The sequence below is a fragment of the Brevibacillus reuszeri genome (assembly GCF_001187725.1).
GTDB lineage: Bacteria > Bacillota > Bacilli > Brevibacillales > Brevibacillaceae > Brevibacillus > Brevibacillus reuszeri.
The window spans coordinates 137,451-160,981 of sequence record NZ_LGIQ01000017.1; the positions used below are offsets into that span (position 1 = coordinate 137,451).

The 23,531-nt window shown below is 49.0% G+C and carries 22 protein-coding genes and 1 pseudogene; 3 read left to right on the forward strand and 20 right to left on the reverse strand.

Going from position 1 to position 23,531, the window contains the following annotated elements:
* From galU to ADS79_RS32110, 5 genes are all read right to left on the reverse strand, one after another.
* The gene (gene galU, locus ADS79_RS32090; protein ID WP_049742556.1) at positions 1 to 900 is read right to left on the reverse strand and encodes a UTP--glucose-1-phosphate uridylyltransferase GalU; all 900 of its coding nucleotides are present in this window, start codon (positions 898 to 900) and stop codon (positions 1 to 3) included.
* Between the two features lie 12 nt (positions 901 to 912).
* Positions 913 to 1,572, reverse strand: a complete 660-nt coding sequence (locus ADS79_RS32095; RefSeq protein WP_049742557.1) for a YveK family protein — start codon at positions 1,570 to 1,572, stop codon at positions 913 to 915.
* 284 nt (positions 1,573 to 1,856) lie between these two features.
* Positions 1,857 to 2,852 (reverse strand): LCP family glycopolymer transferase, encoded by a 996-nt coding sequence (locus ADS79_RS32100; RefSeq protein WP_049742558.1) that lies wholly within the window; start codon positions 2,850 to 2,852, stop codon positions 1,857 to 1,859.
* Between the two features lie 204 nt (positions 2,853 to 3,056).
* Positions 3,057 to 3,452 carry a hypothetical protein gene (locus tag ADS79_RS32105; RefSeq protein WP_049742559.1) on the reverse strand — a complete coding sequence of 132 codons (396 nt, stop codon included), beginning with the start codon at positions 3,450 to 3,452 and terminating at the stop codon, positions 3,057 to 3,059.
* 174 nt (positions 3,453 to 3,626) lie between these two features.
* The gene (locus ADS79_RS32110; protein WP_049742560.1) at positions 3,627 to 6,722 is read right to left on the reverse strand and encodes a DNA translocase FtsK; all 3,096 of its coding nucleotides are present in this window, start codon (positions 6,720 to 6,722) and stop codon (positions 3,627 to 3,629) included.
* A gap of 174 nt (positions 6,723 to 6,896) precedes the next feature.
* Here ADS79_RS32110 and ADS79_RS32115 point away from each other — a divergent pair, with 174 nt between their 5' ends.
* Positions 6,897 to 8,189, forward strand: coding sequence for a hypothetical protein (locus tag ADS79_RS32115; RefSeq protein WP_049742561.1), 1,293 nt, complete (start codon positions 6,897 to 6,899; stop codon positions 8,187 to 8,189).
* Between the two features lie 51 nt (positions 8,190 to 8,240).
* Here ADS79_RS32115 and cysC read toward each other — a convergent pair whose 3' ends face one another.
* From cysC to ADS79_RS32185, 14 genes are all read right to left on the reverse strand, one after another.
* Positions 8,241 to 8,858, reverse strand: a complete 618-nt coding sequence (gene cysC / locus ADS79_RS32120) for an adenylyl-sulfate kinase (protein ID WP_049742562.1) — start codon at positions 8,856 to 8,858, stop codon at positions 8,241 to 8,243.
* A gap of 26 nt (positions 8,859 to 8,884) precedes the next feature.
* On the reverse strand, positions 8,885 to 10,033 hold the full coding sequence (gene sat, locus ADS79_RS32125; protein ID WP_049742563.1) for a sulfate adenylyltransferase: 1,149 nt from the start codon (positions 10,031 to 10,033) through the stop codon (positions 8,885 to 8,887).
* A gap of 40 nt (positions 10,034 to 10,073) precedes the next feature.
* The gene (locus tag ADS79_RS32130) at positions 10,074 to 10,790 is read right to left on the reverse strand and encodes a phosphoadenylyl-sulfate reductase (protein WP_049742564.1); all 717 of its coding nucleotides are present in this window, start codon (positions 10,788 to 10,790) and stop codon (positions 10,074 to 10,076) included.
* Positions 10,787 to 11,872, reverse strand: coding sequence for an inorganic phosphate transporter (locus ADS79_RS32135; RefSeq protein WP_049742565.1), 1,086 nt, complete (start codon positions 11,870 to 11,872; stop codon positions 10,787 to 10,789). Before ADS79_RS32135 ends, ADS79_RS32130 begins: the two co-directional genes overlap by 4 nt.
* Before the next feature lie 28 nt (positions 11,873 to 11,900).
* Complete coding sequence (cobA, locus tag ADS79_RS32140; protein ID WP_049742566.1) at positions 11,901 to 13,370, reverse strand: uroporphyrinogen-III C-methyltransferase; 1,470 nt, start codon at positions 13,368 to 13,370, stop codon at positions 11,901 to 11,903.
* Positions 13,371 to 13,404: 34 nt separating this feature from the next.
* Positions 13,405 to 13,644 (reverse strand): DUF3906 family protein, encoded by a 240-nt coding sequence (locus ADS79_RS32145; RefSeq protein ID WP_049742567.1) that lies wholly within the window; start codon positions 13,642 to 13,644, stop codon positions 13,405 to 13,407.
* Between the two features lie 40 nt (positions 13,645 to 13,684).
* Complete coding sequence (locus ADS79_RS32150; RefSeq protein ID WP_049742568.1) at positions 13,685 to 15,301, reverse strand: nitrite/sulfite reductase; 1,617 nt, start codon at positions 15,299 to 15,301, stop codon at positions 13,685 to 13,687.
* On the reverse strand, positions 15,267 to 16,070 hold the full coding sequence (locus ADS79_RS32155; protein ID WP_049742569.1) for a sirohydrochlorin chelatase: 804 nt from the start codon (positions 16,068 to 16,070) through the stop codon (positions 15,267 to 15,269). Before ADS79_RS32155 ends, ADS79_RS32150 begins: the two co-directional genes overlap by 35 nt.
* Before the next feature lie 201 nt (positions 16,071 to 16,271).
* On the reverse strand, positions 16,272 to 17,039 hold the full coding sequence (locus tag ADS79_RS32160) for a potassium channel family protein (protein ID WP_049742570.1): 768 nt from the start codon (positions 17,037 to 17,039) through the stop codon (positions 16,272 to 16,274).
* 56 nt (positions 17,040 to 17,095) lie between these two features.
* The gene (locus ADS79_RS32165) at positions 17,096 to 17,533 is read right to left on the reverse strand and encodes a DUF350 domain-containing protein (protein ID WP_049742571.1); all 438 of its coding nucleotides are present in this window, start codon (positions 17,531 to 17,533) and stop codon (positions 17,096 to 17,098) included.
* A 26-nt stretch (positions 17,534 to 17,559) separates the two neighbouring features.
* Complete coding sequence (locus tag ADS79_RS32170) at positions 17,560 to 18,801, reverse strand: glutathionylspermidine synthase family protein (protein ID WP_049742572.1); 1,242 nt, start codon at positions 18,799 to 18,801, stop codon at positions 17,560 to 17,562.
* Positions 18,802 to 18,804: 3 nt separating this feature from the next.
* On the reverse strand, positions 18,805 to 19,068 hold the full coding sequence (locus ADS79_RS32175) for a hypothetical protein (RefSeq protein WP_049742573.1): 264 nt from the start codon (positions 19,066 to 19,068) through the stop codon (positions 18,805 to 18,807).
* 11 nt (positions 19,069 to 19,079) lie between these two features.
* Entirely contained in the window at positions 19,080 to 19,529 is a 450-nt protein-coding gene (locus tag ADS79_RS32180) for a hypothetical protein (protein ID WP_049742574.1), read from the reverse strand.
* A 171-nt stretch (positions 19,530 to 19,700) separates the two neighbouring features.
* The gene (locus tag ADS79_RS32185) at positions 19,701 to 20,477 is read right to left on the reverse strand and encodes an inositol monophosphatase family protein (RefSeq protein WP_049742575.1); all 777 of its coding nucleotides are present in this window, start codon (positions 20,475 to 20,477) and stop codon (positions 19,701 to 19,703) included.
* 205 nt (positions 20,478 to 20,682) lie between these two features.
* On the opposite strand from ADS79_RS32185, the gene ADS79_RS32190 reads away from it, so the two are divergent.
* The gene (locus ADS79_RS32190) at positions 20,683 to 21,060 is read left to right on the forward strand and encodes a hypothetical protein (protein ID WP_049742576.1); all 378 of its coding nucleotides are present in this window, start codon (positions 20,683 to 20,685) and stop codon (positions 21,058 to 21,060) included.
* Positions 21,061 to 21,138: 78 nt separating this feature from the next.
* Here the strand turns inward: ADS79_RS32190 and ADS79_RS32195 are convergent.
* A pseudogene (locus ADS79_RS32195) lies at positions 21,139 to 21,614 on the reverse strand (PaaI family thioesterase).
* A 219-nt stretch (positions 21,615 to 21,833) separates the two neighbouring features.
* Here ADS79_RS32195 and ilvD point away from each other — a divergent pair.
* Positions 21,834 to 23,510 carry a dihydroxy-acid dehydratase gene (gene ilvD, locus ADS79_RS32200; RefSeq protein WP_049742577.1) on the forward strand — a complete coding sequence of 559 codons (1,677 nt, stop codon included), beginning with the start codon at positions 21,834 to 21,836 and terminating at the stop codon, positions 23,508 to 23,510.
* Positions 23,511 to 23,531 lie beyond the last annotated feature (21 nt).

A 23,531-nucleotide genomic window follows, 5' to 3' on the forward strand; every position in this document is an offset into this window, starting at 1 on the left:
TTACACGGGTAGCTTCCAATTGTTCACGAAATATCTGTTGTTCATCTGCGCCAGATACAGCCCGAAATCTCTGCTGAGTTCTTCATTTTTCATGGCAAATTCAATCGTTGCTCGCAGGAATCCGAGCTTGCTGCCTACGTCGTACAGTGTGCCCTCGTACCTGTACGCGAGCAGTTCTTCCTCCTGAGCCAGGATTTGCAAGGCATCTGTAAGCTGAATTTCTCCCCCTACGCCTGGCTTTGTTTGCGCCAGGATATCAAAAATACGTGGTTCGAGAATGTATCTGCCAATAATCGCAAGGTTCGAGGGTGCGTTGCTCTTTGGCTTTTCGACCAGATTATGAATGAGATCCAATCGCTCCCCCACCGGAACGCCATCGATCACTCCGTATTTGTCCACTTCGTTCCAATCCATGGCTTCGACTGCAATGATGCTTGTTTGCTTTTGCTGATAAATGTCCATCATCTGCCTCAGGCATGGGACTTTGCTATCAATGACCATATCCCCGAGTAGCACTGCAAATGGCTCATTCCCGATGAATTTGCGGGCGCACCAGATGGCGTGTCCCAATCCGAGCGCTTCCTTTTGCCGAATATAATGAATCTCCACTAAATTAGTCAGGCCCTCCACGATCTCGTACAGTTCTGTTTTGGCCCGCTCCATCAAATTGATTTCCAGCTCGTAGTTTTTGTCAAAATGGTCTTCGATGGCACGCTTGCTACGTCCCGTTACAATAATGATATCCTCGATGCCGGAGTGGACCGCCTCCTCAACGATGTACTGAATCGTTGGCTTGTCTACAATCGGTAGCATCTCCTTGGGCATTGCTTTGGTGGCGGGAAGAAATCGTGTACCCAGTCCTGCTGCCGGGATCACAGCCTTTTTAATTCTTTTTTTCATAACCGATTCACCTCACGAATAATTGGCTCTTTCCAGCTGCGCAACCTCCGCCCGTGCTTTTTTAGGCTTTTTCTGCACGGTGGAGATGGTTTCTATCAAAATGATCAGGAATACAACCATGAACAAACCAGCACAGAACGCAGCGGCCATATTCAGGTACGGCTTTGGCGATACGGGAAGCGTTCCTTCTTTGTACTCTGCTTCGTCTACGATCATGACGTTATCAATGTTCATAAAAAGATTGATGTTTTGCGAAAAGGAGCGAGAGATTTCATTGACGATTTGGACAGCATGCAAAGGATTCGGATCAGAATAGGTGACCGTAATAATAAAGGAAATGTTGGATGTTTTTACTTCTAGCTGTTTTAATAGGTCTTCTGGGGTGATGGACAAGTCCAGCTTACGAATGACATCCTGCGCAATTTTTCGAGTCTGGATGAGTCCGCTGTACGTTTTGATTAGCTGCTGGTTGCTGAGGATACTGTTGTATAAATCCTGTTTGTCCAATTCTTGCGGCTTAACCAGCATCGTCGTTGTCGCTTCATACGTAGGAACCATCACGAAGTAGCTGATGTACGCTGCACACGCAACACAGAGTAGCGGAATCGTTGTCATCAGAACCCAGCGCGCTCGCATTGCTTGGAGAATAACCATGACGAACTCGAGATTCATAAGGAAAAGGACTCCTTTTCTAGTCTTATCAAACAGATCACCTCTTGCTTTTGTGTTGTTTGCGCAGGTAACTTTTTTCGGGAACTTGTTTAAGAAAATGGGACTATCATTCTGGACCTATCTTTTCCTGTCCATTTGCGTTTATATGAAACAATATGAGTGATCGATCATCAATTATTCTCGTTTAAAAATATTTTCTGTGTATCTTTTGACCCCTTAAAATTGAAATAAAAAAACCACCCTTTTTCGCAGTGGAAAGGGTGGGATAAATAGCACTGACAAGCTTATGGCTTTTCACTCGCAACGACTACATCAGAAGTCACAGGTTTCTTGAATTCCTCTACCTGTTTTTTGATTCGTAACCGTTCCTGATTGGATACGAGATAGTAGTAGATACCGTTTATCTTTCCTCCTTCGCCGCTTACTCTGGTCGTCTCTATTTGTTCCAAGGAACTCTTGTAATCAAGCATCAATTCTTTCATGTTTTCAAAAGTGAGATTCGTCTTGAAGCTAGATCCTACTACTGCTAAAAGATCATCAAGCTTGCTGACGGTGCTGATTCCCTTCGCCTTATCCATCAAATCCCTGATGACCTGCTGTTGTCTTTTATTTCGTCCAAAATCTCCCTCGGGATCATCATAGCGCATACGGACGTACGCTAATGCTTTTTCCCCGTCCATGTGGCTTGATCCTTTGGGAAACTGGTAGCCTTCGTAATCAAAAGCAAATGTGTTGTCTACTGTGACACCACCAAGCGAATCAATAATGTTTGAAAAGCCCTCCATCTCCACTTTTACATAGTAATCAATCGGAATATCTAAAAATTGCTCGACGGTTCTCACGGTGGCCGCAATTCCACCAGCGTGGTACGCATGATTAATCTTGTCTGGCTGTTTTCGTCCTACGATCTGGGTTCGGGTATCACGCGGGATACTCATCATCAACGTCTGTTTTTTCTCCGGGTTGATTGTCAAAAGGATGAGTGTGTCTGATCTGCCCACATCTCCTTCCCGCTTGTCTACTCCAAACAGCAATAACGTAAGGGGCTTTTTCTCGATTGCGGAATGAGCTTCTGGTACAGGCCTCTGTGCAGGGGGAGGGTCTTGTTCTTGTGCCTGAGACGATAGCGTTGTTGTTTCCTGTGCTTCTACTGGTGGCAAAGGCTCGTAAATCATGCTTGCTGTCGCTTTTACGTTAGCGTAGAGCTGAAAAAAGAAAATGGTCATTGCACTGCAGACAATCAGTACAACGATGAGCAACACGTAGACATACCGTTTCATGATCCCGCATCTCCTAATGTACGTCTTGGACATCCGTTCTTTACTCATTATTACGACGTAGTCCTGTGCTTTACGACTCTTTGCGAACAGAATAATCATGAGCCACCTACCAAGCAACTGGATAGTGAGAAGTCCCACTCTCGCATCAGGAAAAGAAAAAAATCTCCCTTTTTGGCGGGAGATTTTTTATGATAGCTTCCGTTACTAGCTGACTACCTCTATATTCGGGTTATATCGTTTCACATAGGTGTAAATCTCTTCACCAGAAAGCAAGTTTTGTATGAGCTGTACGGGTTGACTCGCCAAATGTGCCTCCAGTTGTTCTTTTCCCCGGCCAATCCGTTTCGCAGCAACGTCTGGCAATGTCAGCACATGAGGTACCAGGACTTGGAGATACCAAATGCCGTTGTGCTCTTCGGAGACGTCGATCTCTAAATCAACGTCATTGCTTGCAAATTCGAACAGATGGTTAAACAGTGCTTCTCTCTTTGACGTTTCCAGATCAGCAATATGTACTTTTATCACGCTCAGATAATGTTCCTCGTTAAACAGCACGAGCTCTTCGTTAATCGGTTGGTACTTTTTCACTAAGAAATCCATGATGCCCCCCTCGTATTTGTTTGACCTTATTTCTTGTTTCTAGCATACTACCTTTCCGAATATTTAGGCAACTAGCGATACTCTTCATCCGGAATTGTTTATGATTCTTTATTTTCACGCCAAAAAAGAGCCTTACCACCAGGGTAAGACTCTTTTTCTTGCTTGCTGAACTCGTTAGACCAATGTCGAGCCTTCTACGACAGCTTGCGCATCCTCGAGGGATATCAGAACTGCCCGTGCTTTGCCGCCGCTTTGCCCAGCAACATAGCCGTCTGATTCCATCATTTCGATCAGACGTGCCGCACGATTGTATCCGACGCGGAAACGGCGCTGTAATCCGGAGGCGGATGCTTGTCCCTGTTCTGCGACATATACAAGCGCTTCTAAATAGAGTGGATCATCTCCAACATCAAAGGACTGGACCTGCTGCTCCAAATCCTCTTTGCTAAACAAGTAAGCTGGCTTTCGCTGCTTTTTAATCACTTGTGTAATTCGTTCAATCTCATCATCCGAAACAAAATTACCTTGCAAGCGCACTGGTGTTGTTCCACTTTCGAGGAAAAGCATGTCGCCACGTCCCAGCAATCTCTCTGCACCCGATTGGTCGAGGATGGTGCGGGAATCGACTTGTGAGAAGACGGCAAATGCCAGACGAGTAGGAACGTTTGCCTTGATGTTCCCCGTGATGACATCAACCGATGGGCGCTGTGTCGCCAGTAACAAGTGAATACCGCAGGCACGGGCTTTTTGTGCGATCCGAATAATGCAATCCTCCACATCCTGCGGTGACACCATCATCAGGTCAGCAAGCTCATCGATCACAATGACGATGTACGGAAGGGGATCGTCTGTCGTCTGGTTGTAGCGATCGATATCCCGCACTCCTGCATCAACAAACAAGGCGTACCGCTTCTCCATTTCCTCAACACACCATTTTAGTGCTGCTGTCGCCTGCTTCGCTTCGGTCACGACAGGCGTTATGAGATGCGGCAAGTGATTGTAAGGAGCGAGCTCTACCATTTTTGGGTCGATCAGTAGTAGGCGGACTTGCTCTGGTGTTGCTTTGTACAGCAGACTGACGATGATCGAGTTGATGCAGACGCTTTTCCCTGATCCGGTCGAGCCTGCGATCAACCCATGGGGCATCTTCTTGATATCTGCAATAATCGGTTCCCCGCCAATGTCCATTCCCAGAGCCACTGCTAATGGCGACGGATGCTGGTGGAACTTCTCGGAGCCGATCATTTTCTCAATCAAAACTGGCTGACTCGCCAGATTCGGGACCTCAATTCCGATCGCATTACGGCCCGGAATTGGCGCCTCGATCCGGATATCCTTCGCAGCCAAATTCAGCTTGATATCATCGACAAGACTCGTAATCTTGTTAACCTTGACCCCTGGTGCTGGTTGCAGCTCAAATCGAGTTACAGAAGGGCCCTTTACAATTCCAACCACATGCGCACTTACATTAAAATTGGACAGCGTCTCTTCCAGGAGAAGCTTTTGCAATTGCGTATGCTCGTCATCATCGTCGCTCGGCGGCGGACTTGGATTGAGTAGCTCCAGCTGCGGTTTGACGTACGGTGGTGGCTCAGGCTCCTGCACAGGCTCCTGCTCCTTTACCGGTTCACTCACTGGTGCACTAATTGGTACACGCGCTGCCATCGGCTGCTTGATTGGTTCCGAGATCGGCGGTTGCTGATCAAGCCCTGCTCTTTCCAACAGTCGATTGACGTCTGATGTATATGATGCGACATTGCTCACTTCTGCTGCTGACGTATTCGTCGTCGTTGCCAGTGGAGCTGGCTCATTTGGCTGTTCAACTGATGTAGCTGCCTGCTCTGTCACTGACAGCGTAGACCGAGCAGCGGCCGTTTCTTCCTCAATTACTTTTGGTTCGAGGTGAGCTGCTTCTTCGGCTTCCTCTACCTCTTCTGTTGCTTCGAGGTGGGCTACTGTCTCAGCTTCCTCTGCCTCTTCTGTTGCTTCGAGGTGGGCTGCTTCCTCCGCTTCCTCTACCTCTTCTGCTGCTTCGAGATGGGCTACTGCTTCGGCTTCCTCTACCTCTTCTGTTGCTTCGAGATGGGCTGCTTCCTCAGCTTCCTCTACTTCTTTTGTTGCTTCGAGATGGACTACTGCCTCAGCTTCCTCTGCCTCTTCTGTTGCTTCGAGATGGACTACTGCCTCAGCTTCCTCTGCCTCTTCCGTTGCTTCGAGGTGGGCTGCTTCTTCGGCTTCCCTTACCTCTTCCACTATTCCGAGGCTAGATGCTTCATCCTCCGCTTGGTAGGCAACTCCCGAAGTCAATTCTCCCTCTGCTGCGAACTCTACTAGATGTTGTTCATCCGCTTCTGCCACGAGCACCTCACGCTCAGCAAGCTGAGCTAAATCAATCGACTCAACGCTTGTGGCAAGCTGTATGTCGATTTCTTCTTCCTCGTCAGTCTGCTCCGCTATTTGCATGTGAGGCGCCAATGTTGAAGCCACTTCAGCTGCTGCTTGCGAAACCTCATTGCCAGCTTCTGCTTCCGCATCTAGCTCACCACGTTTGTTCCCCAGCTCCGGCGCCATGTCATCGGCACTGCCCTCCTCTGGAAAATAACGCTCGGCAATTTCTTTTTCCCATTGCTTTAGCTGATTTAGCTGCTCTTCTTGCTCCAAGCGCGGATACACAATCCCAGAGGTCGTATGTATGCGATGCTCGACCTCACGGGTAGCCGGCGTAATTTTACCGTAGACGGGCGAGATGATCTCAGACGGCTTGTACGACTTTTTTTCCTCTGATGAAACGGGTGGGCGAGCCACTTTTTCCATTTGTTTTTCGGGCTGCCGCCTTGTCTGCTCCCGGTTCGGCTCGAAACGTGCCGGGGGCTGCTTCTCTATTTTCTGCTCTACTCTTGGGGCAACAGGCATCTCTCGATTCTCACGAACCTCTCTGCCAGTGCGTGACGTCTCGCGTGTATACGCATTTCTTTCCTGCTCAAAAGCAACCTGCTCGCGTGTCACCGTGTTATTTCTTGCTGCTTCCTTTTCTTTGCGCTTTGGCACCTGATACGCATCTGGAACCACAGGAAAACGGAATTGTCGTTCCTTTCCTGATCGAAAATCGTCCGTATCACGATTGTTTGCCCGCTCTTTGGGGTAGATGTTTTTTGTCTTTGCCTTGAGCTGACGGGGAGCGGGATTTACTGGAGAGCGTACTTCTTCCTCCACTCTTTGTTCTGCTTCACCCTGAAAAAAATTCATCAGCTTTTGAAGCCACAACCACATGGTACAAACGCCCTTTCTTTCATAAACCATCTTTTCCCTTTCATCTTACCACGAAAATGGGGCTTATTTTGCCTGAATGGCGATTTTTTTCCTTTATTTGCGAAACCTTTTCTCATCTCGGACGTACTACATTGTGGGAACTAAAACAAATATTACATAGGGGAGGAACACAACATGTGGAAAAAGGGAAGTGCTTTATTGCTTGCCGGTATGCTCGTGCTTACAGGTTGTGCCAATGAAGCATCTTTGGTGCGTGATTCCATCGTCGCATCCATAGATAAACCAAACTACGATTTTCAAGGGACTTTGAAGCTGACAGGTGACGTAGAGAAGTTACCGGCAGCATTCGGAGAAACAGCGGTAGATAAAGAGGGACAGGCGTTCCTGGCAGCACTGAAGGCCGGCGTAACAGCAAAAGGTTCTCAACAAAGCCTGCAAAACGCAAAATTCCAGCTTGAAGTAAACGACGACAAATTGCTGCGCGACAACAAGCTTTGGACTGGCGATAAAAAAGCGTCTGTTGAGATGATCGCTGCAGACAATAAAGTATATGTAAAATCTCCATTGGATTCCAAATACTTGGTCATTGACGCTACTAGCTCCAATCCATTTGGCGGCATCGATAGCACAGAGGGAGTAGACCCTGCCAAGCTGAAAGCGTTCCAGGACAAAATGAACGATCTCACGTTGAACTTCATCAAAAAATACGTGAGCCAATACGGCTACAAGCTGGCTGACGCGAAAAACCTTGGTGTAGAAAAAGTAACGCTGCCAAACGGCGACAAAGTAGATGCAACACACGTAGCGATCAAAATCGACGCCAAAGAACTGGTTAAAATGTTCTTCTTCACTGCAAATGATGCTGTAGCTAGCCAAGATGTGAAGAAATTCGCGATTGATTTCATGGTTCTCACCAACACTTTCGCTGAAGAAATCGATCCAGAAATGGGTAAAACAACTGAAGCTGAAAAACGTGCCCTGGCAGAAGCAACCATCTCCGAAGGCATGAAGTCCGCGAAGCAATGGCTCGACGAAACAGGCAAAATTTACACGCCTGAAAAAATCGTAGAAGAGCTGAAAAAAGAAGGCTTCCAAAACTTGGCTTGGAACCTCGACTTCTATGTAGACAGCGCGAAAATGCCTGTTCACCAAAAGAGCTCTTTGAACGTAACATTCCAAACAAAAGATATGAAGCAAGCTCTGACAATCGGATTGGAAGCAGATCAGTATGCGTACAACTTCGGTAAAGCTACCAAGTACGACATTCCAGCAAAAGACGCTGGTCTGACTGTTGAGCAGCTGTACAAGGATGAGAAAGCGATCAACAGCTTTAGCGACAAAGGCTTCATGCGTCCTTTCGCCCAAAGCATGCTGGAGCAATATAAATGGCAAAAAGAACTGGAAGCAGAATGGGAAGAGTACGATGCAGAAGAACCTGCAGTTGTAACGCCTGTAGCACCTAAATAGCTTCCTGGCATACAGAAAAAGCACGGCGCATAGAGCGTCGTGCTTTTTCTTTTACGAAGAGATCGAGATGATCCCCCGTTTTTCAAGATAAGTAATAACCGTCCGGACAGATTCCTCAATTGAGTGCTCATTGCTCTCGATGACCAGCTCAGCTACCTCAGGCTCTTCATAAGGGGAGGAAATTCCCGTGAACTTGCTGATCTCTCCACTTCGTGCTTTTTGATACAGCCCCTTAACGTCACGTCGTTCGCACTCTTCTAACGGGCATTTCACATACACCTCGATGAATTCTCCTTCGTCTACTAGACTGCGTGCGAGCTCTCTGTCTTCGCGGTAAGGGGAAATAAACGCCGTTAAAGTGATAACCCCGGCATCTACAAACAGCTTGGCAACTTCACCGATCCTGCGGATGTTTTCTTTTCGATCATCTGGTCCAAAACCTAATCCCCGATTCAAGCCATGCCGGATGTTGTCACCATCCAGTACATAGCTCGCCAGGCTGCGCTGGTGCAGCTCATACTCTACTGCATTTGCCAGTGTAGATTTGCCTGCACCCGATAACCCGGTAAACCAGAGAATCGCACTCTTGTGACCTGTTCGCTCTTGACGCTCCTTTTTCGTTACCGTTGTCGGATGCCATACAATATGGGCTGTAGTATCTCTGCTCAAAAGTCTCACTCCCTCTCTTTTGCCGATTACACAGAAAGTGGCCGCAAGCCCTCGATCAATACCCGGGCTACCTCAGGTCGGCTAAATTCCGGCGGCGGGGCCTCTCCTCGTGCCAGCATCTCCCTTACTTTGGTACCCGACAGCGCTACATGCTGCTCGGCTCCATGCGGGCAGGTTTTTGTTGAAGCCATGTTTTCGCAGGTACGGCAGTAAAAGCTGTTTTCAAAAAACAACGGGGTAATCCCCAGCTCTTCTGCTGTAAAGTTGTGAAAAATATGCTGAGCGTCATAGGTGCCATAGTAGTTGCCGACACCTGCATGATCCCGTCCGACGATGAAATGCGTGCAGCCGTAATTTTTCCGGACCAGAGCATGGAAAATGGCTTCACGCGGTCCAGCGTAGCGCATCGCCGCAGGAAAAACGGCAAGCTGCACCCGACTCTCTGGATAATATTTTTGCAGCAGCACCTGATAGCTCTCCATCCGCACGTTTGCCGGAATATCATCTGCTTTTGTTTCTCCTACCAGAGGATTCAGGAACAGACCGTCCACAATTTCCAGTGCAGATTTCTGAATATACTCATGTGCCCGATGAACCGGGTTACGGGTTTGAAAGCCTACAATCGTCTTCCAGCCCTTTTCCCGAAACCGCGCTCTGGTTTCGACTGGATCATAGTAATGACTGGCAAACTCGCCCTTCTCTGTTCGTTTTATAAGAGTGATGGGACCTCCAAGATAGACCGCTGGTCGCTCCAGCAGCTTTTTCACACCCGGGTGGTTCTCATCGACCGTACCATACACCAGCTGTGCCTCACGCAGCTTATCCGGGTGGAAAATATCCGTGATGCTGAGCAGCCCGTAGATGGTTCCCTTATGGGTCAGGCGCACCTGCTGGCCAATTTGCAGATGGTTGGCGACGTCCTCCGAGACGGGCAATGTGATTGGAATGCTCCAAACGCTTCCGTCGGCAAGACGCATCCTTTCGATCACAGAGTCGTAGTTTTTTTGATCGAGAAAACCTGTAATCGGGCTGTATCCTCCGATGGCAATCAGCTCCAGATCCGACAGAGAAAAGGCATCGATTTCTACATCACGATCCTCTAGCGACAAATCTGCTTCAGGGTCAAACCGATTTATCAAGTCATCTTTGCGTTTGGCACTCTCACTCACTTGCATTCACTCCTCATCCTTATTTCTATCTCTTTTTAAGAGAACATCATTTCGCCAGGTGAAGACCACATTCCGTTTTGCCAAGCTGTGACCAGCGACCCGCACGAGAGTCTTCTCCCTCTTTGACTGGACGTGTGCATGGTTCGCAGCCGATACTTGGATAGCTCTGGTCGTGAAGCGCATTGTAAGGCAGCTCAAACATATGGATGTACTGCCAAACCTCCTCTGCCCTCCAATGGATAAGCGGGCAGATTTTCAGAGACTGAAATTTTTCATCACGATTGACGAATTGCACGTCGGCTCTTGTCGCAGATTGCTCTCTGCGTAGTCCAGACATCCAGGCAACTGTCCCTTTTAGCACGCTCTCCATCGGGTCGACCTTGCGAATTTGACAGCAAAGATCCGGCTGGCGTTTCCATAGCTCAGCTCCGTGAGCTTCTGCTTGCTGTGCAAGAGAAATCTCCGGCTCCTTGATCGTCAAGTGAAGCTCTGGATACCTTTTTCGAATCTGCTCGATCAGGGCGTATGTCTCCGGGAAATGAAGATGGGTGTCTAAAAATGTGACGCGTGCATTCTTTTTCACCCCGCTGATCATATCCAAAAGCACCATCGCTTCTGCCCCAAAGCTGCATGAATAGATCAAATCATCGGAAAACGTATCATAGGCCCATTTGACCACTTCGATGGTGTCACCTTTGGCCAGGCTTTTATTTATGTGTACGAGCTGTTCGTCGGTTACCGACGAATAATGCAAACTGCTCATATGCCTCCCCCTTGATCGTTGATCGAACTATTCTCCCTGCGCACCAGCCGAATCAATGCGACAAACCCAAGCGTCGCGACAAAGACGCTGACCAAGACCACCAATGTATACAGATCAGCGCGCAGAAACAAATGGACAAAAGCAAACGATACGACGAGTGACGATACTGGTGAGACGATCCAGACCATCATGATCTGCTTGATAATTCCTTTTTGCCAGAGTACAAAGCCTTTTTCCGCCGTTCCGACCCCAAGTATGGCGCAGGTAGTCGCCTGTGTAAGTGGGACAGGTATGCCGAACACCGAAGCGACGATGACGAGTGTCCCTCCTGTAAAAGAAATGGTGCTCCCTTGCAGCAAAGAAAGAGACGTGATTTTTTTCCCGTTCGTCTCCAGCACCTTTCCACCAAGCAGTACACAGCCCAGCGCTACAGCGAAACCGCCGAGCCAGACGCCGGAATCACTTGTCATCAAGCCAGCCCCAACCAGTGGACCTACAGCATTGGCGACATTGTTCATTCCAGCAGAAAAAGCTTCATATACACCACAACCTACCAGCAAAAGTGACAGCCACCGCTCTCCTTTTGAACCGGGCTTTTGCAGATTCGGCCAGCGCTCTTGTACGCGCCTGATCAGCTTGCCCGAAAAATAAGCTCCGACAAAAGCCGCTGCTGGCACGAGCAGCCAAAAGGAAACGATGACGAGCAATTGGCTAACATAGAGCGATTGATAGGCAAGTCCTACTCCTACGATCGATCCAACCGTTACCTCACTCGTGGACAACGGAATTCCTAGCAGATTCGCGCCAAATAAGGTGAACGTTGCGGAAGCAAGCACAATGACCACGACCTCGACACTCATCAGCGTAACCGGAATAATTCCTCCACTGATGGTTTTGACCACCTCTTTGCCACCCAAAACAGCGCCCAGAAGTGCTGCAATGGCTACCAAAAGCATGGCGATCCGTCTATTTTTGACAGCTCCGCTGCCATATGCTGCGCCCATAGATGCGGCTGTCCCGCTCGCTCCGATATTCATGGCGAAAAATAAGGCAATGGCGATTGCGACATAACTCCAATCCACGAGCCGCACTACCTCCTGTCATGCAAATCTAGCAGAATACAACCTTTTCGGGTTCTGGAGCGGTGAGCTCGATCTGTTCAAGTGTCACAACGTTCCAGCCCATTTCTCTCGCTCTCGTCTCTGCCTCATGGCCGATGCATAGGATCGGCTTTGTTTGCCATTCTGCCCCTGCGATTGACTGCAGGGCAGGCAAGTCATAGCTATCTTCGGTTGCGAGCCAGTCGACCGGGTAATTCACAAGCCATGTGGCGGCTGGATGCTTCTGGTCCCACTCGAGCTCGCCTGCCTGAACCGTATGGGTGACTGTTCCCAAAGAGTGCAGAACAACCATGCCATGGCCCGGTTTGAGATAGAGCAGCCGCTCCCCTTTACGCAGAGCAAGATAGTGATGCAGATGAGTCGGTTCCAATGCCTGGTCGATCACCTGATCCGGGTATAGACCGTTTTTCTCCAGGGCATCTGCTGCACGTTTACCTCGGGCAGCCAGCTTGCTTTTGATTTGCCGCAGATCGAATTTGCGCTGACGCAGCACCCTAAGGAAAAAAGAGACTTGCCGTTCATCGTCAAACACAAGCCATTGATATGAGGCAAAATCAGCAGGAATCCCCATGTCTAAAGGCAATGATGCCGGGCTTTCTACCAGTGGAATCGAGATGACTTCTGCCCCAAGCTGCTCCAGCTTCGTTGCGAGATTCCCAGACCGCTCCATACCTGGCTTTGAAGTAACAGCAATCCTTTTTCCGAAAAGGGGACGCGATTCGAACCAATTCAGAGATTCCCGAAGTCGAACCACTTCTCCGATGACGATAATGGCTGGCGCCGTAAAGCCTGCCGAAGCTGCCTCCTGATCAATGGACTCCAGCCTGCCGACTACTGTTTGCTGCTCACGAAGGGTCCCCCAGCGAACCAGGGCGACCGGAGTGTCTTTTGCTTTGCCATGTGCGAGCAGCCGCTCTTTGATGCGAGACAAATTTTTCACGCCCATATAGATCACGAGAGTTTCTACAGAAGCGAGTGCAGCCCAGTCCGGCTCCTTTTCCGCATTTTTGTCGCAAAGATGACCGGTAACAAACGCAACCGATGAGTTGTAATCCCGATGGGTTAGCGGAATTCCTGCATATAGAGCAGCGGCCATCCCGGAGGTGATCCCAGGCACGATCTCATACGGTATGGCATGAGCCAGGCATACCTCAGCCTCTTCGCCTACCCTCCCAAACATGCTCGGGTCCCCTCCTTTCAGCCGCACCACTATCTGCCCCTTTTGGGCTTCCTGTATCAAGAGGAGGTTGATTTCGTCCTGTGGCAGTGTGTGACGATCCGCTTCCTTGCCGCAGTAAATCAGCTTGGCTTCCTTCTTGACGTAAGTCAGCAGCAATGGATTGGCAAGTCGGTCGTAAATCACGACGTCCGCGCGCTCCAGTGCTTCTTTGCCGCGGATCGTGAGCAGCTTTGGATCACCGGGGCCTGCTCCTACAAACAAGACACTGCCTGATTTCATCCTGTCCTACCTCCTTGATGCCATCACCATGGAATCAGCTAAAGTGAGAGGTTTCTACTACAAACCCTACACCTTGGCGCCCCAGCGGCTTCTTTTCGACCAGACTAAGCTCCTTAATCTGGGGTGGAGCGACCGTGTGACGCAATATATTGTTTTCTGCGGTTGAAAATGCCCGCTCATCTGATTTGGCAATTACGACCACTGTCAATAGCCTGCCTTCCTCCAGCACGGCTTCCAGCTTGTAGAGATAGCTCTCTGTCTGTTCCTCTGCCATCCTCTGTCCCTCTTTTCTCGTAGCCTTTATCACGTGTGGTTTACGCTGTTTGCAAAATGTCGTCCACCTGCTCCTGAATATGTGCAAGCCCTACGCGTTCTACGTAGCGCCAATACTGCTCGCCCTCTTGACGATCTTCCTTGTAGAGCGTAATCAGCTGGGCGAGGAATGGCCCCAATCGATCTACCGTGATCCTCGCATTCAGTTTGCGGTTAAATTGCGCCTCCTCCAGCGTACCGCCCACATGGATGTCAAATGCCTCTACCATCCCGCCTGGCGTCTTCACAAGCGCTCCTTGCAGTCCAATGTCGGCGATCTGCCGTTGACCGCAAGAGTTCGGACAGCCGATCATATGAATGCGCAGTGGTGTATCCAAGACAACCGTGTCATCCAGATACTGAGCCAGCGAGCGCATCCGTTCTTTTGTTTCGACAATAGCCAGATTGCAGTATTCCGTTCCTGTGCAGGATACCGCATACCCGACAAATGTACTTGGGGTTAATTTGAAGCGATTCACAATGAGAGGCTCTTCCTGGAAAGCCGCGACTTTTTCTTTTGCAATATTGCGAATAAGCACGTTTTGCGTATTGCAGGTGCCAATGGTTCCATCCCCGTACTCGTCTGCCAAACGAGCTAGCTCGATCAGCTCTGCTGCATTCATGCGACCAACAGGAACGGACAAGCCTGCGTAGTAGAGATTCGCCTGGCGTTGCTCGTGAATACCATAAAAATAGCCGCCATTCCAGCCTTTGAGTAAATCCTCACCACTTGCCTCCAGCTCACCTATCAGGTTGATCAGCTCGTCTTTGAATTTCTCCGGTCCCCAATCGGCTACCAGGAATTTCAAGCGGGCATGTGTTCGTTTTTGCCGATAGCCAAAATCACGGAATAGTGTCGTGACGCCTTCAGCTACTTTCACCACTTCTTCTGGACGAACGAATATATCAAGTTGCTTGGCAAGATGCGGCTTGGCAGACAATCCGCCACCTACCCATACATGGAAGCCGATGACTTCCTCGCCAGCGATCTTTTTCTTCGCAGGGGTAAAAGCGAGATCGTTGATTTGTGCGTGAGCAGCATTGTGTATATTAGCCGATATGGACATTTTGTATTTGCGCGGCAAGTTGGAGAACTCGCGGTTGAGCAAAAAGAATTTCTCCAGCTCTGCTACCAGTGGACGTGTATCAATCACTTCGTGTGGGTCGATCCCTGCCAATGGATTTCCCATGATTTGACGAGGGCAGTCTCCACATGCTTCAAACGAGGACAGCCCAACAGAAGCTAGTCGATCAAAAATGTCCGCCAAAGTTTCAACCGTCAGCCAGTGAAACTGAACGGCCTGACGCGTCGTGACATCTACCAGATCGCGTCCGTAGTCCTGAGCGATACGTGCCAGCACTCGCGCCTGTTCACTGCTCAAAATCCCGCCGGGAATCCGTACGCGCATCATAAAGTGACCGTCCTTTGGGCGCTGCTGATAGACGCCCGCCCATTTGAAACGGTCCATATCAGAAGATTCAATCGATTGAAAGCCTTCTTTGGAATACGTATTGACGATCGTCTCGATGACATCCAGTCCATCCTTTTCCAGCTTGGTGAATTCCATCTTGTTCAAGGAAGGATCATCTTCCCATTTCCACTGCTTTCTCTCTGCCATACTCATACACGCTCCTTTGTGTGTTTACTAGCGCCATCCGAATCGACTGCGTAATCCATTCTGCAATCAAGGGATGGGGCAAATATGCACTACCCTCATAGCGATACGATAAGCCTTGCAGCCGATCAGGGATCGCTCGACGAGTGAAGTAGCCTTGGCTGACGAACAACGGAAGTACAATGACCTCTCCTTTTTCCGCAAGCAGACGAGCCTGTTCCCGCAACGTATCGGGACGCAGGGTTGCATAGCCCGCCGCCGAGAAAGAATAGCGATTTTGCAAGCGAAAGGTTAAACGCAGAAGCAGCTTCTCCCAGCGCTCGTGGCATCCCGGCAAATCACTGCCATGGCCCACAAGCAGCAGGGATTCGTGGGCTGGATTGCTGGATAGCTCAGCGATTCGCTGGGCAACGATATGCTCCACGACAGGATGGTCCTCGAGCGGGGGACACCAGAGAACCCGCGCACGTGTCTCCACCGGAACTAGCTCGGTCTCGCCTGATGGCCAGGCATCCAAGCCAAGCATGCTGCGAATTTCCCCGACATGGTTACTTCCTGCTGTAGCAAATAGTGGAACAACTACAATCCTGCGTGCTCCTGCCGCCTCCAATCTCTCCCATTCATCATGAATGCTTCGACCCTCTACTCCTCCCAGATAGGCTACCCGGATTGGCAAAAGAATGCGGCACTGCTGAACGGCTGATTCTACAAGCGCCAGCCAGTCTGGATCGGGTGAACCATGAGCAATTACCAATACCGCTGTTTTTGACATCGGATAGTCCCCTTAATTGAATTTATTTTCTATTTCATATGTGTTTACTCGGAATTATATAGGCGATCATTTTCCCCGTCAACATGAATTTCCATTGTCCTCCCAGGATCAATCTAACTACCTACTCCTATTGATTTACAGATAAACAAAAAAGCAAAAACCAGTCCTCCCTTCAGTTGGGTATAGGACTGGTTTGCGTCTTTATATTTCATCCTGTTTTCGTGTCCTTCGATAGAGCAAATCGAGGCTTTCTTTCAATGTTTCATATTCTTGTTCGTTTAGATCCTCTATTTGCTGGATGTGTCTGATCGTCTGCTGCTTCATCTCGCCTGTCAATCGATCTTGCGCCTTTGGTGCTTTGGCATCATGTGTTTCGGTCCAATGTGTAGCAAAATTAGCCGTCAATGCCCCGAGCATGCCGATTCCCGTCAGCATCAGAATCGCTGCCATGATCCTTCCTCCTGAAGTCACCGGTGAAATATCCCCATAGCCCACTGTCGTTGTGGTAACGATCGACCACCAGAGCGCATCCTGAAAGCTCTTGATATTGTCATTTACACCGTATTCCAGCAAATAGATCGCGGTCGAGCTCCACAGCATAATAATCGTAACGACTCCAAACACCCTGCGCATATTCCCGGATCGAACAATTCCCCACAAAAACGGCGATGCCCGTACGATGCGGATTAGCCGGACAACACGCATGATTCTCGCAATGTAGAAATACGAATCCAGCGGGATCATCGCTACCAGATCAAACCAATTGGAAATCACAAATTTTCGCTTGTCTGGTGCCAGCCAGAGCCGGATCACGTATTCCACAACGAGTAGCGCAATAAGCGCATTGTCTACTACATGCATAAGTTCGTCCGTCAGCAACGGGTGATTGGAAAAGTCTGCTGATAAAAGAATGGCATAGGTAATCACAAGCATGATCACAAAAATCTCATACATGATCCGCCAAAACAATGTAGACGCCTCCCCAAACACTCGATGTCCAACCTGTTACCGCTAGTGAACGAGGCTTAGTAGCTGATAAGCGCAGCCATCAGCAAGCCAGCGGCGATGCTAAGACGGGAGGCGAAAATACCAACAGATACGTTGCCGTTCGGTATTTCTGAGACGACTTTAAAAGGCGTAACCCATTCAAACAAATAGAAGATGATGACTTGAAAAATCATTCCGACGACGCCCCAGACTACTAAATCCAGCAGATTGACCGAGTGATACACCGCCGAAGCAAGCACAATGGCGAGGCCGATGATTTTCCCTCCCAGGTCGTGTGCAGCTGCTTTTGCCGCAGCCATTTTTTTCGGATCATCTGTCTGTGCCCCTTGTTTAATCAGATCAAACTCCTTATAAGGAGTAGTAAAGGTAAAAACAAAAATCCCGATGACCAGAATCGGAATTGTCACTGCTAAATACGCCAAAAAATTGAGGATGTACCCCCATTGTGAAAGCATATCGCTCTCCGCTCCCTTCCATATTCTTATCCTTCGATACCAACCGGCAAATAATAAGACAGATTGTTTGTAATCGGACCTCCGACACGGGCGACCAGTGCGGACGCTTTCCCTCCGATCCAAAAAGACCCCCAGAGCAGACGACCATCATATGAGCCCTTTTCTGTTTGCACGCAAATCTTTGGCAGCTCCACCCTTTTTTGATAAATCATCGGCTGCTCCCAGTAAAACTCCTCTTGGTCCTTTTCCAGGACTTCGCCTTGTGCAGCGAAGATCACGACCCCTCCCCCTTCTCGTCCAAAAATAGGCTTGGTGACGTAATCCGTAACACCTGCGAATCGATTTTCAAAATAAGTCGGCAGCATGTATTTTTCAATATCAGTCTGTTCCTCTGCTGTAAAGAACTGATTGGATTCATGCAAATTCCAGATAAGTGCCTGAAGCGCTTTGGTTTGGATCAGAAAGGCAGACGGTGGATTCATGATCGCCAGCTTGCGCTCTGCAATGAGTGCCAGCACATGCTCTCCGGTGGGGTAACCATCTTCGTCTTTTTCTATCGCCAGCTTTTCCAGCGCGTGTAATCGATACAGCACATCTACCGGGAGCAGGTCCTCGCCTTCTTTTACATACAAACGATCCTCCCATACACGCAGCAGCTCCAATGGCGCAAATTGGGCTGGAAGTCCTGACAGCCTCAGCAAATACTGCGTCGTGCCTTTATCTTCCTCATGCCAATCCAATGAGCTGAACCAAATATGCCGAGTCTCGTAACCTAGCCTGCGATAACCCTCTAATGCTCTGGCAAAAGTATTCCTGAGATGTGCTTCCATCCCGGCGTTCGGATCTTCCCGATTAAAAAAATGGCAAGCGCGGCCATTTACATAATAAGCTTCTACAATCCCGGTTGGCGTATCGCTGTTGCATTCCAGCATTTTCAAGCCCTCTGTTGTTTGGGCAAAATCAAACCGCCCAATCATCGTCGGCTGGATTTCGTTCACACCGGTTCGTACGGCTCCTATAGCCGCTTGGGGTACGCCCAGCTCAAGAAGCAATGCTGGATCTGCCTGCTGAAGCACAGGGACAACCTTGGCAAAAATGCGTCCCAATCGCTCCGTCGCCAGTGACAGCTCTTCCCGAAATTCACGCGAGATCAGATGGATATCCGCCAGCGCATACTCTTCTCCGTACATCCAGTCCCACGTAAACACGCCTTCCTCACGCATCGGTTTATACAATTGTTCTCGCCGATCCTGATCGGATTTCATCATCGTTCACCCCGAGCTGGACGTGCCAGAGCTGCCGATTCCGCCCTTGGAGCCACTTGTAATTCCAGATGTATTGCTATTGTACTTGCTGCCACCAGAGCCTACGTAGGTAGAAGAGCTTCCACCCCTGCCACCATCGTCACAATATCCATCATTGTTGGAATCGTAGCAATCATCATCGTATCCGTTTGCCCCTGACGAGCAGCCACTAATCGTCAAAGCAGCAGCTACAAACAATCCGACTACCTTGGCAGACTTTGTCTGTGCCATTTTTCTTCCCCCTACATGGACGGCTGTGCGTAATAAATGTACACATGCCGGTCTTCATCCACTTCTGCCGATGTTTTCTCCCACTCTACTCCATCTACGTAAAGATAATCACTCTGCAGGTGCAAAAGAGCATCGTCATCACTTTTGAAAGAATACGTATGAATCAGTGGGTAATCAGCTGTTCCTTCCTTATAGTGTCGCAGCTCGATCTGAATCCCTCCCCAGCGTTTGACCACAGGGTAGGCATAATCGACTGCCTGTTCTTCCGTAGAGCGCTTGACGTAAATCACGTAGCATTTCGGTTCAACGGCACAGGACGTTTTTTCATAGACGACATGCCCCTTCACCAAGTAATCGCAGGCAAAGCGCAGCGATACTTCATCCTTATCAATGTGATCGTAATAAAACAGCAACGGAAAGCCGTTTGCCTCATCCAAAAGCCTGTATTCTAGCCTCGTCAACCTACCCACCTCTTTGTCTCATGTAACAGGATAACCATATATACGCGCCTCGAAATAAATGGTTGCCCAAAAAGAAAACATCCGCAGATAAAAAAACCCTCTATCGAGGGCTTCTCATCGAGGTGCGACCGCGTTTTAATGGAAGGTTTTGCCGAAGCTATTTCTGCTCCTTTATTCGTGAATCATGACGCGAATCGTCTCGTGCAGCAGTCCATTGCTGGCAACTAGCGAACGCATATGCTCCGATTCAAACGCCTCATGCTGATAGGGCACTCCCTGCCAATCTGTGATGGTTGCTCCTGCTTCCTCGGCAATGACAATCCCTGCTGCCACATCCATGATCCCCGAGCGCTGCATCACGATATATTCAATCCAGCCGTTTGCCAGCAAGCACCAATCCAGCGCTGGACCTACATTGCGTAAAACACGTTTCGTTTCCATGACAAATGGATTGGTGAATGTCAGCTCCTGTTCCTTGGTAATGCTGTTTCGTCCACGAATATACGTACCCACAGCCCGTGCTTTGTCCGTTCTTTTATTTACAGAGATGCGTTTTCCGTTCAGGTAGGCACCCTTCCCTTTTTCCGCCCAAAACATTTGTCCTGCGACCGGATTGTATACGACCCCCAAGACGAGCTCACCCCGATGCTGCAAGGCAATCGAAACGGAGAAGTACGGATAACCAATAAAGTAGTTATTCGTACCATCGAGCGGGTCGACGATCCATAAATACTCTTCATCCCGTGAGACCATCCCTACTTCTTCCGAAAAAATCGTATGGGTAGGAAAATGGCCGTGTATTATCTCGATAATTCGGCGTTCGCTCTCTTTGTCTTCTGGCAGCTTCACATCATTGTGCAGCTCTTCGTCAGGGACAAGCTGTTCCAAAAAGCGTTCCTTTAAAAAAGCACCTGCTACGCTCGCTGCCTCTTTAGCAATCTCCAGCAATGATTCCATCTCCTTCTTCGTTTCCCGATTGTTTTCCCTTGCACTTATGCAGCAAGCTTTTCTATTATAGAGAGATACCCAGCGCCATGTCGATGAAGCGTTCCTTCATCAGCCATAAAAACGATCCTATTTTAGGAGGTCACGGCGTATTTGCGAGGGCAAGGCAAATGATAGAGATGCCCGACGCTGACCAAGGAGGGGAAATATGAATAGTAACTTCATTCGCCTGAAAAACATGGAGGGTGAGCTCAAGTTCACCCAAATGAACAATAATCTCGGCTGCACAGTCACGAGCAAGGAACTGATTTTTTTCAAGCCTCATATGACGTACCATCTATTCCTGCACGACATCGTGAGCATGGTTCCGGTTACACTTGGTGCAGCACCGATTTCGTTTCGCCAGCAAAGTGAAACGATACAAGCTTCCTTTGGATCTGATTATTACAAGCTCAACGTAAAATGGGGACGAGTCATCTCCCGTTCTGGCATTGTCGAGAAGGAAAACATGGAGTTTATTGTGCCGCTTTCGGCTAAAGTGTTGTCCTACATTTCGCAATACAGCGGACTTGTTGTCATTCGCTGAGCAATATTATTCGTGACTGTTATGCAGGAGAGAAAACAGGAGGAACTGCTCCTCTTTTTTTCTCTCCTGCTTTTTCCCCTATTTCTTCAAAACAATGAAAGTCCCCGTTCCATGTGCAACCCGTTTGTTCCGCTCATCGTATACGGTGCTCTCCATAACGACCAAGGTCTGTCCCCGATGCAAAAATGTCGCCTCTGCGCGAAGCCGTTTCCCTTTTCCTGGCCGCAGGTAGTTTATTTTCAGTTCTGTTGTTACTGCATATTCAGCAGGCGACAAGGACCGATTGATCAAGGACCCCATCGCAGAGTCAATCAGGGTGGCGAGGATTCCCCCGTGAACAGCTCCACCCGAGTTATGCATGTACACAGTCAGAGGCACATCAAACGATAGGTCTGTTTGGCCTCATCTACAAACTCGCCCTTCAACCCCAGGAATCCGGATACATAGGAGCTGTTGCGCTCGCGCTTTTGGCGAATGGCCTGAACGGCCAGCTCCAAGATTTTGCGCTCGTCCTCTGTCCCTTCCGTCCATATATTTTTTAATTCCTCTATCATTTCGTTCACTCCAACAAAAAAATATTCGTTTCTCTATTTTAGCCCAAACACTCGTATTTTGCTATGATACCAAAGCTTATCTTGGTCAGAAGTGCCTCTGCCAAAGTGCTGGACTGAGCAAATGTTCAGACTTTTACGGTTGTTTCTAGTAATAAAAATTGATAAGATAGTCAAAACAAAAAGACAGGTATTTTTCTAATAGGAAGGGAGATTTTTAAATTGGCTAGACAACGCAGTGATATGATCAAAAAAGGCTTTGACCGCGCACCACACCGTAGCTTATTGCGTGCAGCAGGCGTAAAGGATGAGGATTTCGACAAACCGTTTATCGCCATCTGCAACTCGTACATCGACATTATTCCAGGTCACGTGCATTTGCAAGAGTTTGGTAAAATCGTCAAGGAAGCTGTTCGTGCTGCGGGTATGGTTCCGTTTGAATTCAATACCATCGGCGTAGATGACGGAATCGCAATGGGACATATTGGTATGCGCTACTCCCTGCCAAGCCGTGAGATCATCGCAGACAGCTTGGAAACGGTTGTAGCTGCACACTGGTTCGACGGCATGATCTGCATTCCGAACTGTGACAAGATCACTCCTGGTATGATCATGGGTGCCCTGCGCGTAAACATTCCAACCGTTTTCGTTACTGGCGGCCCGATGAAAGCCGGTAAAACAAGCGATGGCCGTTCTATCTCACTCTCTTCTGTATTCGAAGGAGTAGGCGCGTATCAGGCTGGTCTGATTGATGACAAACAACTGGACGAGCTGGAGCAATATGGATGTCCGACTTGCGGTTCCTGTTCCGGTATGTTCACAGCCAACTCGATGAACTGCCTGCTTGAGGCAATCGGTCTGGCCCTGCCTGGAAACGGTACTGTACTCGCAGTTTCTCCTGAGCGTCGCGAGCTGGTAAAAGCATCTGCTGAAAAACTGAAAAATCTGATTGAGCGTGATATTAAACCACGTGACATCGTGACACTCGAAGCGATTGATGATGCTTTCGCTCTCGACATGGCGATGGGTGGATCTACTAACACCGTGCTTCACACGCTGGCGATTGCACAAGAAGCTGGCTTTGAATACCCAATTGAGCGCATTAACGAGGTAGCGAAGCGAATTCCGCATATTTGCAAGCTCGCTCCTTCTTCTGATTATCATATTGAAGATTGCCATGAGGCTGGCGGTGTGTCTGCCGTTCTCAACGAAATCGCGAAAAAACCAGGTGCGATCCATCCAGACCGCATTACGGTTACCGGTCAAACACTGGCAGAGAATATTGCCAATGCCGAGATCAAAAACGATCAGGTGATCCGTCGTCTGGACAACCCGTACAGCGCTTCTGGCGGTCTGGCTGTCCTGTTCGGAAATCTGGCTGAGCAAGGCTCCATCATTAAAACAGGTGGGGTAGATCCTTCTATTAAAAAGCACGAAGGGCCGGCGATTTGCTTCGACTCGCAAGAAGATGCACTCGCTGGAATCGCGGCTGGCAAAATCAAATCCGGTCACGTTGTTGTTATTCGCTACGAAGGTCCAAAAGGTGGCCCAGGTATGCCAGAAATGCTGGCACCTACCTCTCAAATCGTTGGTATGGGTCTGGGTAAAGAGGTTGCTCTTGTTACAGACGGACGCTTCTCTGGTGCTTCTCGCGGTATCAGTATCGGTCACGTATCTCCTGAAGCTGCTGAGGGTGGCCCAATTGCTTTCGTACAAGACGGTGATATCATCTCGATTGACCTGGAAGAGCGCACCATTCATCTGAACGTAGACGAGAGAGAGTTGGCACGTCGCGCAGAAGGCTGGAAAGAGTTTGAGCCAAAAGTGAAAACTGGTTACCTGGCTCGTTACTCAAAAATGGTTACCAATGCAAGCATGGGTGGCATTTTGAAAATCTAATCACCATCTAATAAACAAGCT

What these genes read in the sequence shown, in the direction of transcription:
- ADS79_RS32170 (WP_049742572.1), bottom strand. Translation starts at nt 18,801, where the DNA reads ATGATGAAATCCGATCAGGATCGGCGAGAACAATTGTATAAACCGATG.
- sat (WP_049742563.1), bottom strand. Translation starts at nt 10,033, where the DNA reads ATGCAAGTGAGTGAGAGTGCCAAACGCAAAGATGACTTGATAAATCGG.
- galU (WP_049742556.1), bottom strand. Translation starts at nt 900, where the DNA reads ATGAAAAAAAGAATTAAAAAGGCTGTGATCCCGGCAGCAGGACTGGGT.
- ADS79_RS32155 (WP_049742569.1), bottom strand. Translation starts at nt 16,070, where the DNA reads ATGTCAAAAACAGCGGTATTGGTAATTGCTCATGGTTCACCCGATCCA.
- cobA (WP_049742566.1), bottom strand. Translation starts at nt 13,370, where the DNA reads ATGAAATCAGGCAGTGTCTTGTTTGTAGGAGCAGGCCCCGGTGATCCA.
- ADS79_RS32130 (WP_049742564.1), bottom strand. Translation starts at nt 10,790, where the DNA reads ATGAGCAGTTTGCATTATTCGTCGGTAACCGACGAACAGCTCGTACAC.
- ADS79_RS32115 (WP_049742561.1), top strand. Translation starts at nt 6,897, where the DNA reads ATGTGGAAAAAGGGAAGTGCTTTATTGCTTGCCGGTATGCTCGTGCTT.
- ADS79_RS32100 (WP_049742558.1), bottom strand. Translation starts at nt 2,852, where the DNA reads ATGAAACGGTATGTCTACGTGTTGCTCATCGTTGTACTGATTGTCTGC.
- ADS79_RS32175 (WP_049742573.1), bottom strand. Translation starts at nt 19,068, where the DNA reads ATGGCACAGACAAAGTCTGCCAAGGTAGTCGGATTGTTTGTAGCTGCT.
- ADS79_RS32110 (WP_049742560.1), bottom strand. Translation starts at nt 6,722, where the DNA reads ATGTGGTTGTGGCTTCAAAAGCTGATGAATTTTTTTCAGGGTGAAGCA.
- ADS79_RS32150 (WP_049742568.1), bottom strand. Translation starts at nt 15,301, where the DNA reads ATGGCAGAGAGAAAGCAGTGGAAATGGGAAGATGATCCTTCCTTGAAC.
- ADS79_RS32165 (WP_049742571.1), bottom strand. Translation starts at nt 17,533, where the DNA reads ATGCTTTCACAATGGGGGTACATCCTCAATTTTTTGGCGTATTTAGCA.
- ADS79_RS32105 (WP_049742559.1), bottom strand. Translation starts at nt 3,452, where the DNA reads ATGGATTTCTTAGTGAAAAAGTACCAACCGATTAACGAAGAGCTCGTG.
- ADS79_RS32190 (WP_049742576.1), top strand. Translation starts at nt 20,683, where the DNA reads ATGAATAGTAACTTCATTCGCCTGAAAAACATGGAGGGTGAGCTCAAG.
- ADS79_RS32145 (WP_049742567.1), bottom strand. Translation starts at nt 13,644, where the DNA reads ATGGCAGAGGAACAGACAGAGAGCTATCTCTACAAGCTGGAAGCCGTG.
- ADS79_RS32095 (WP_049742557.1), bottom strand. Translation starts at nt 1,572, where the DNA reads ATGAATCTCGAGTTCGTCATGGTTATTCTCCAAGCAATGCGAGCGCGC.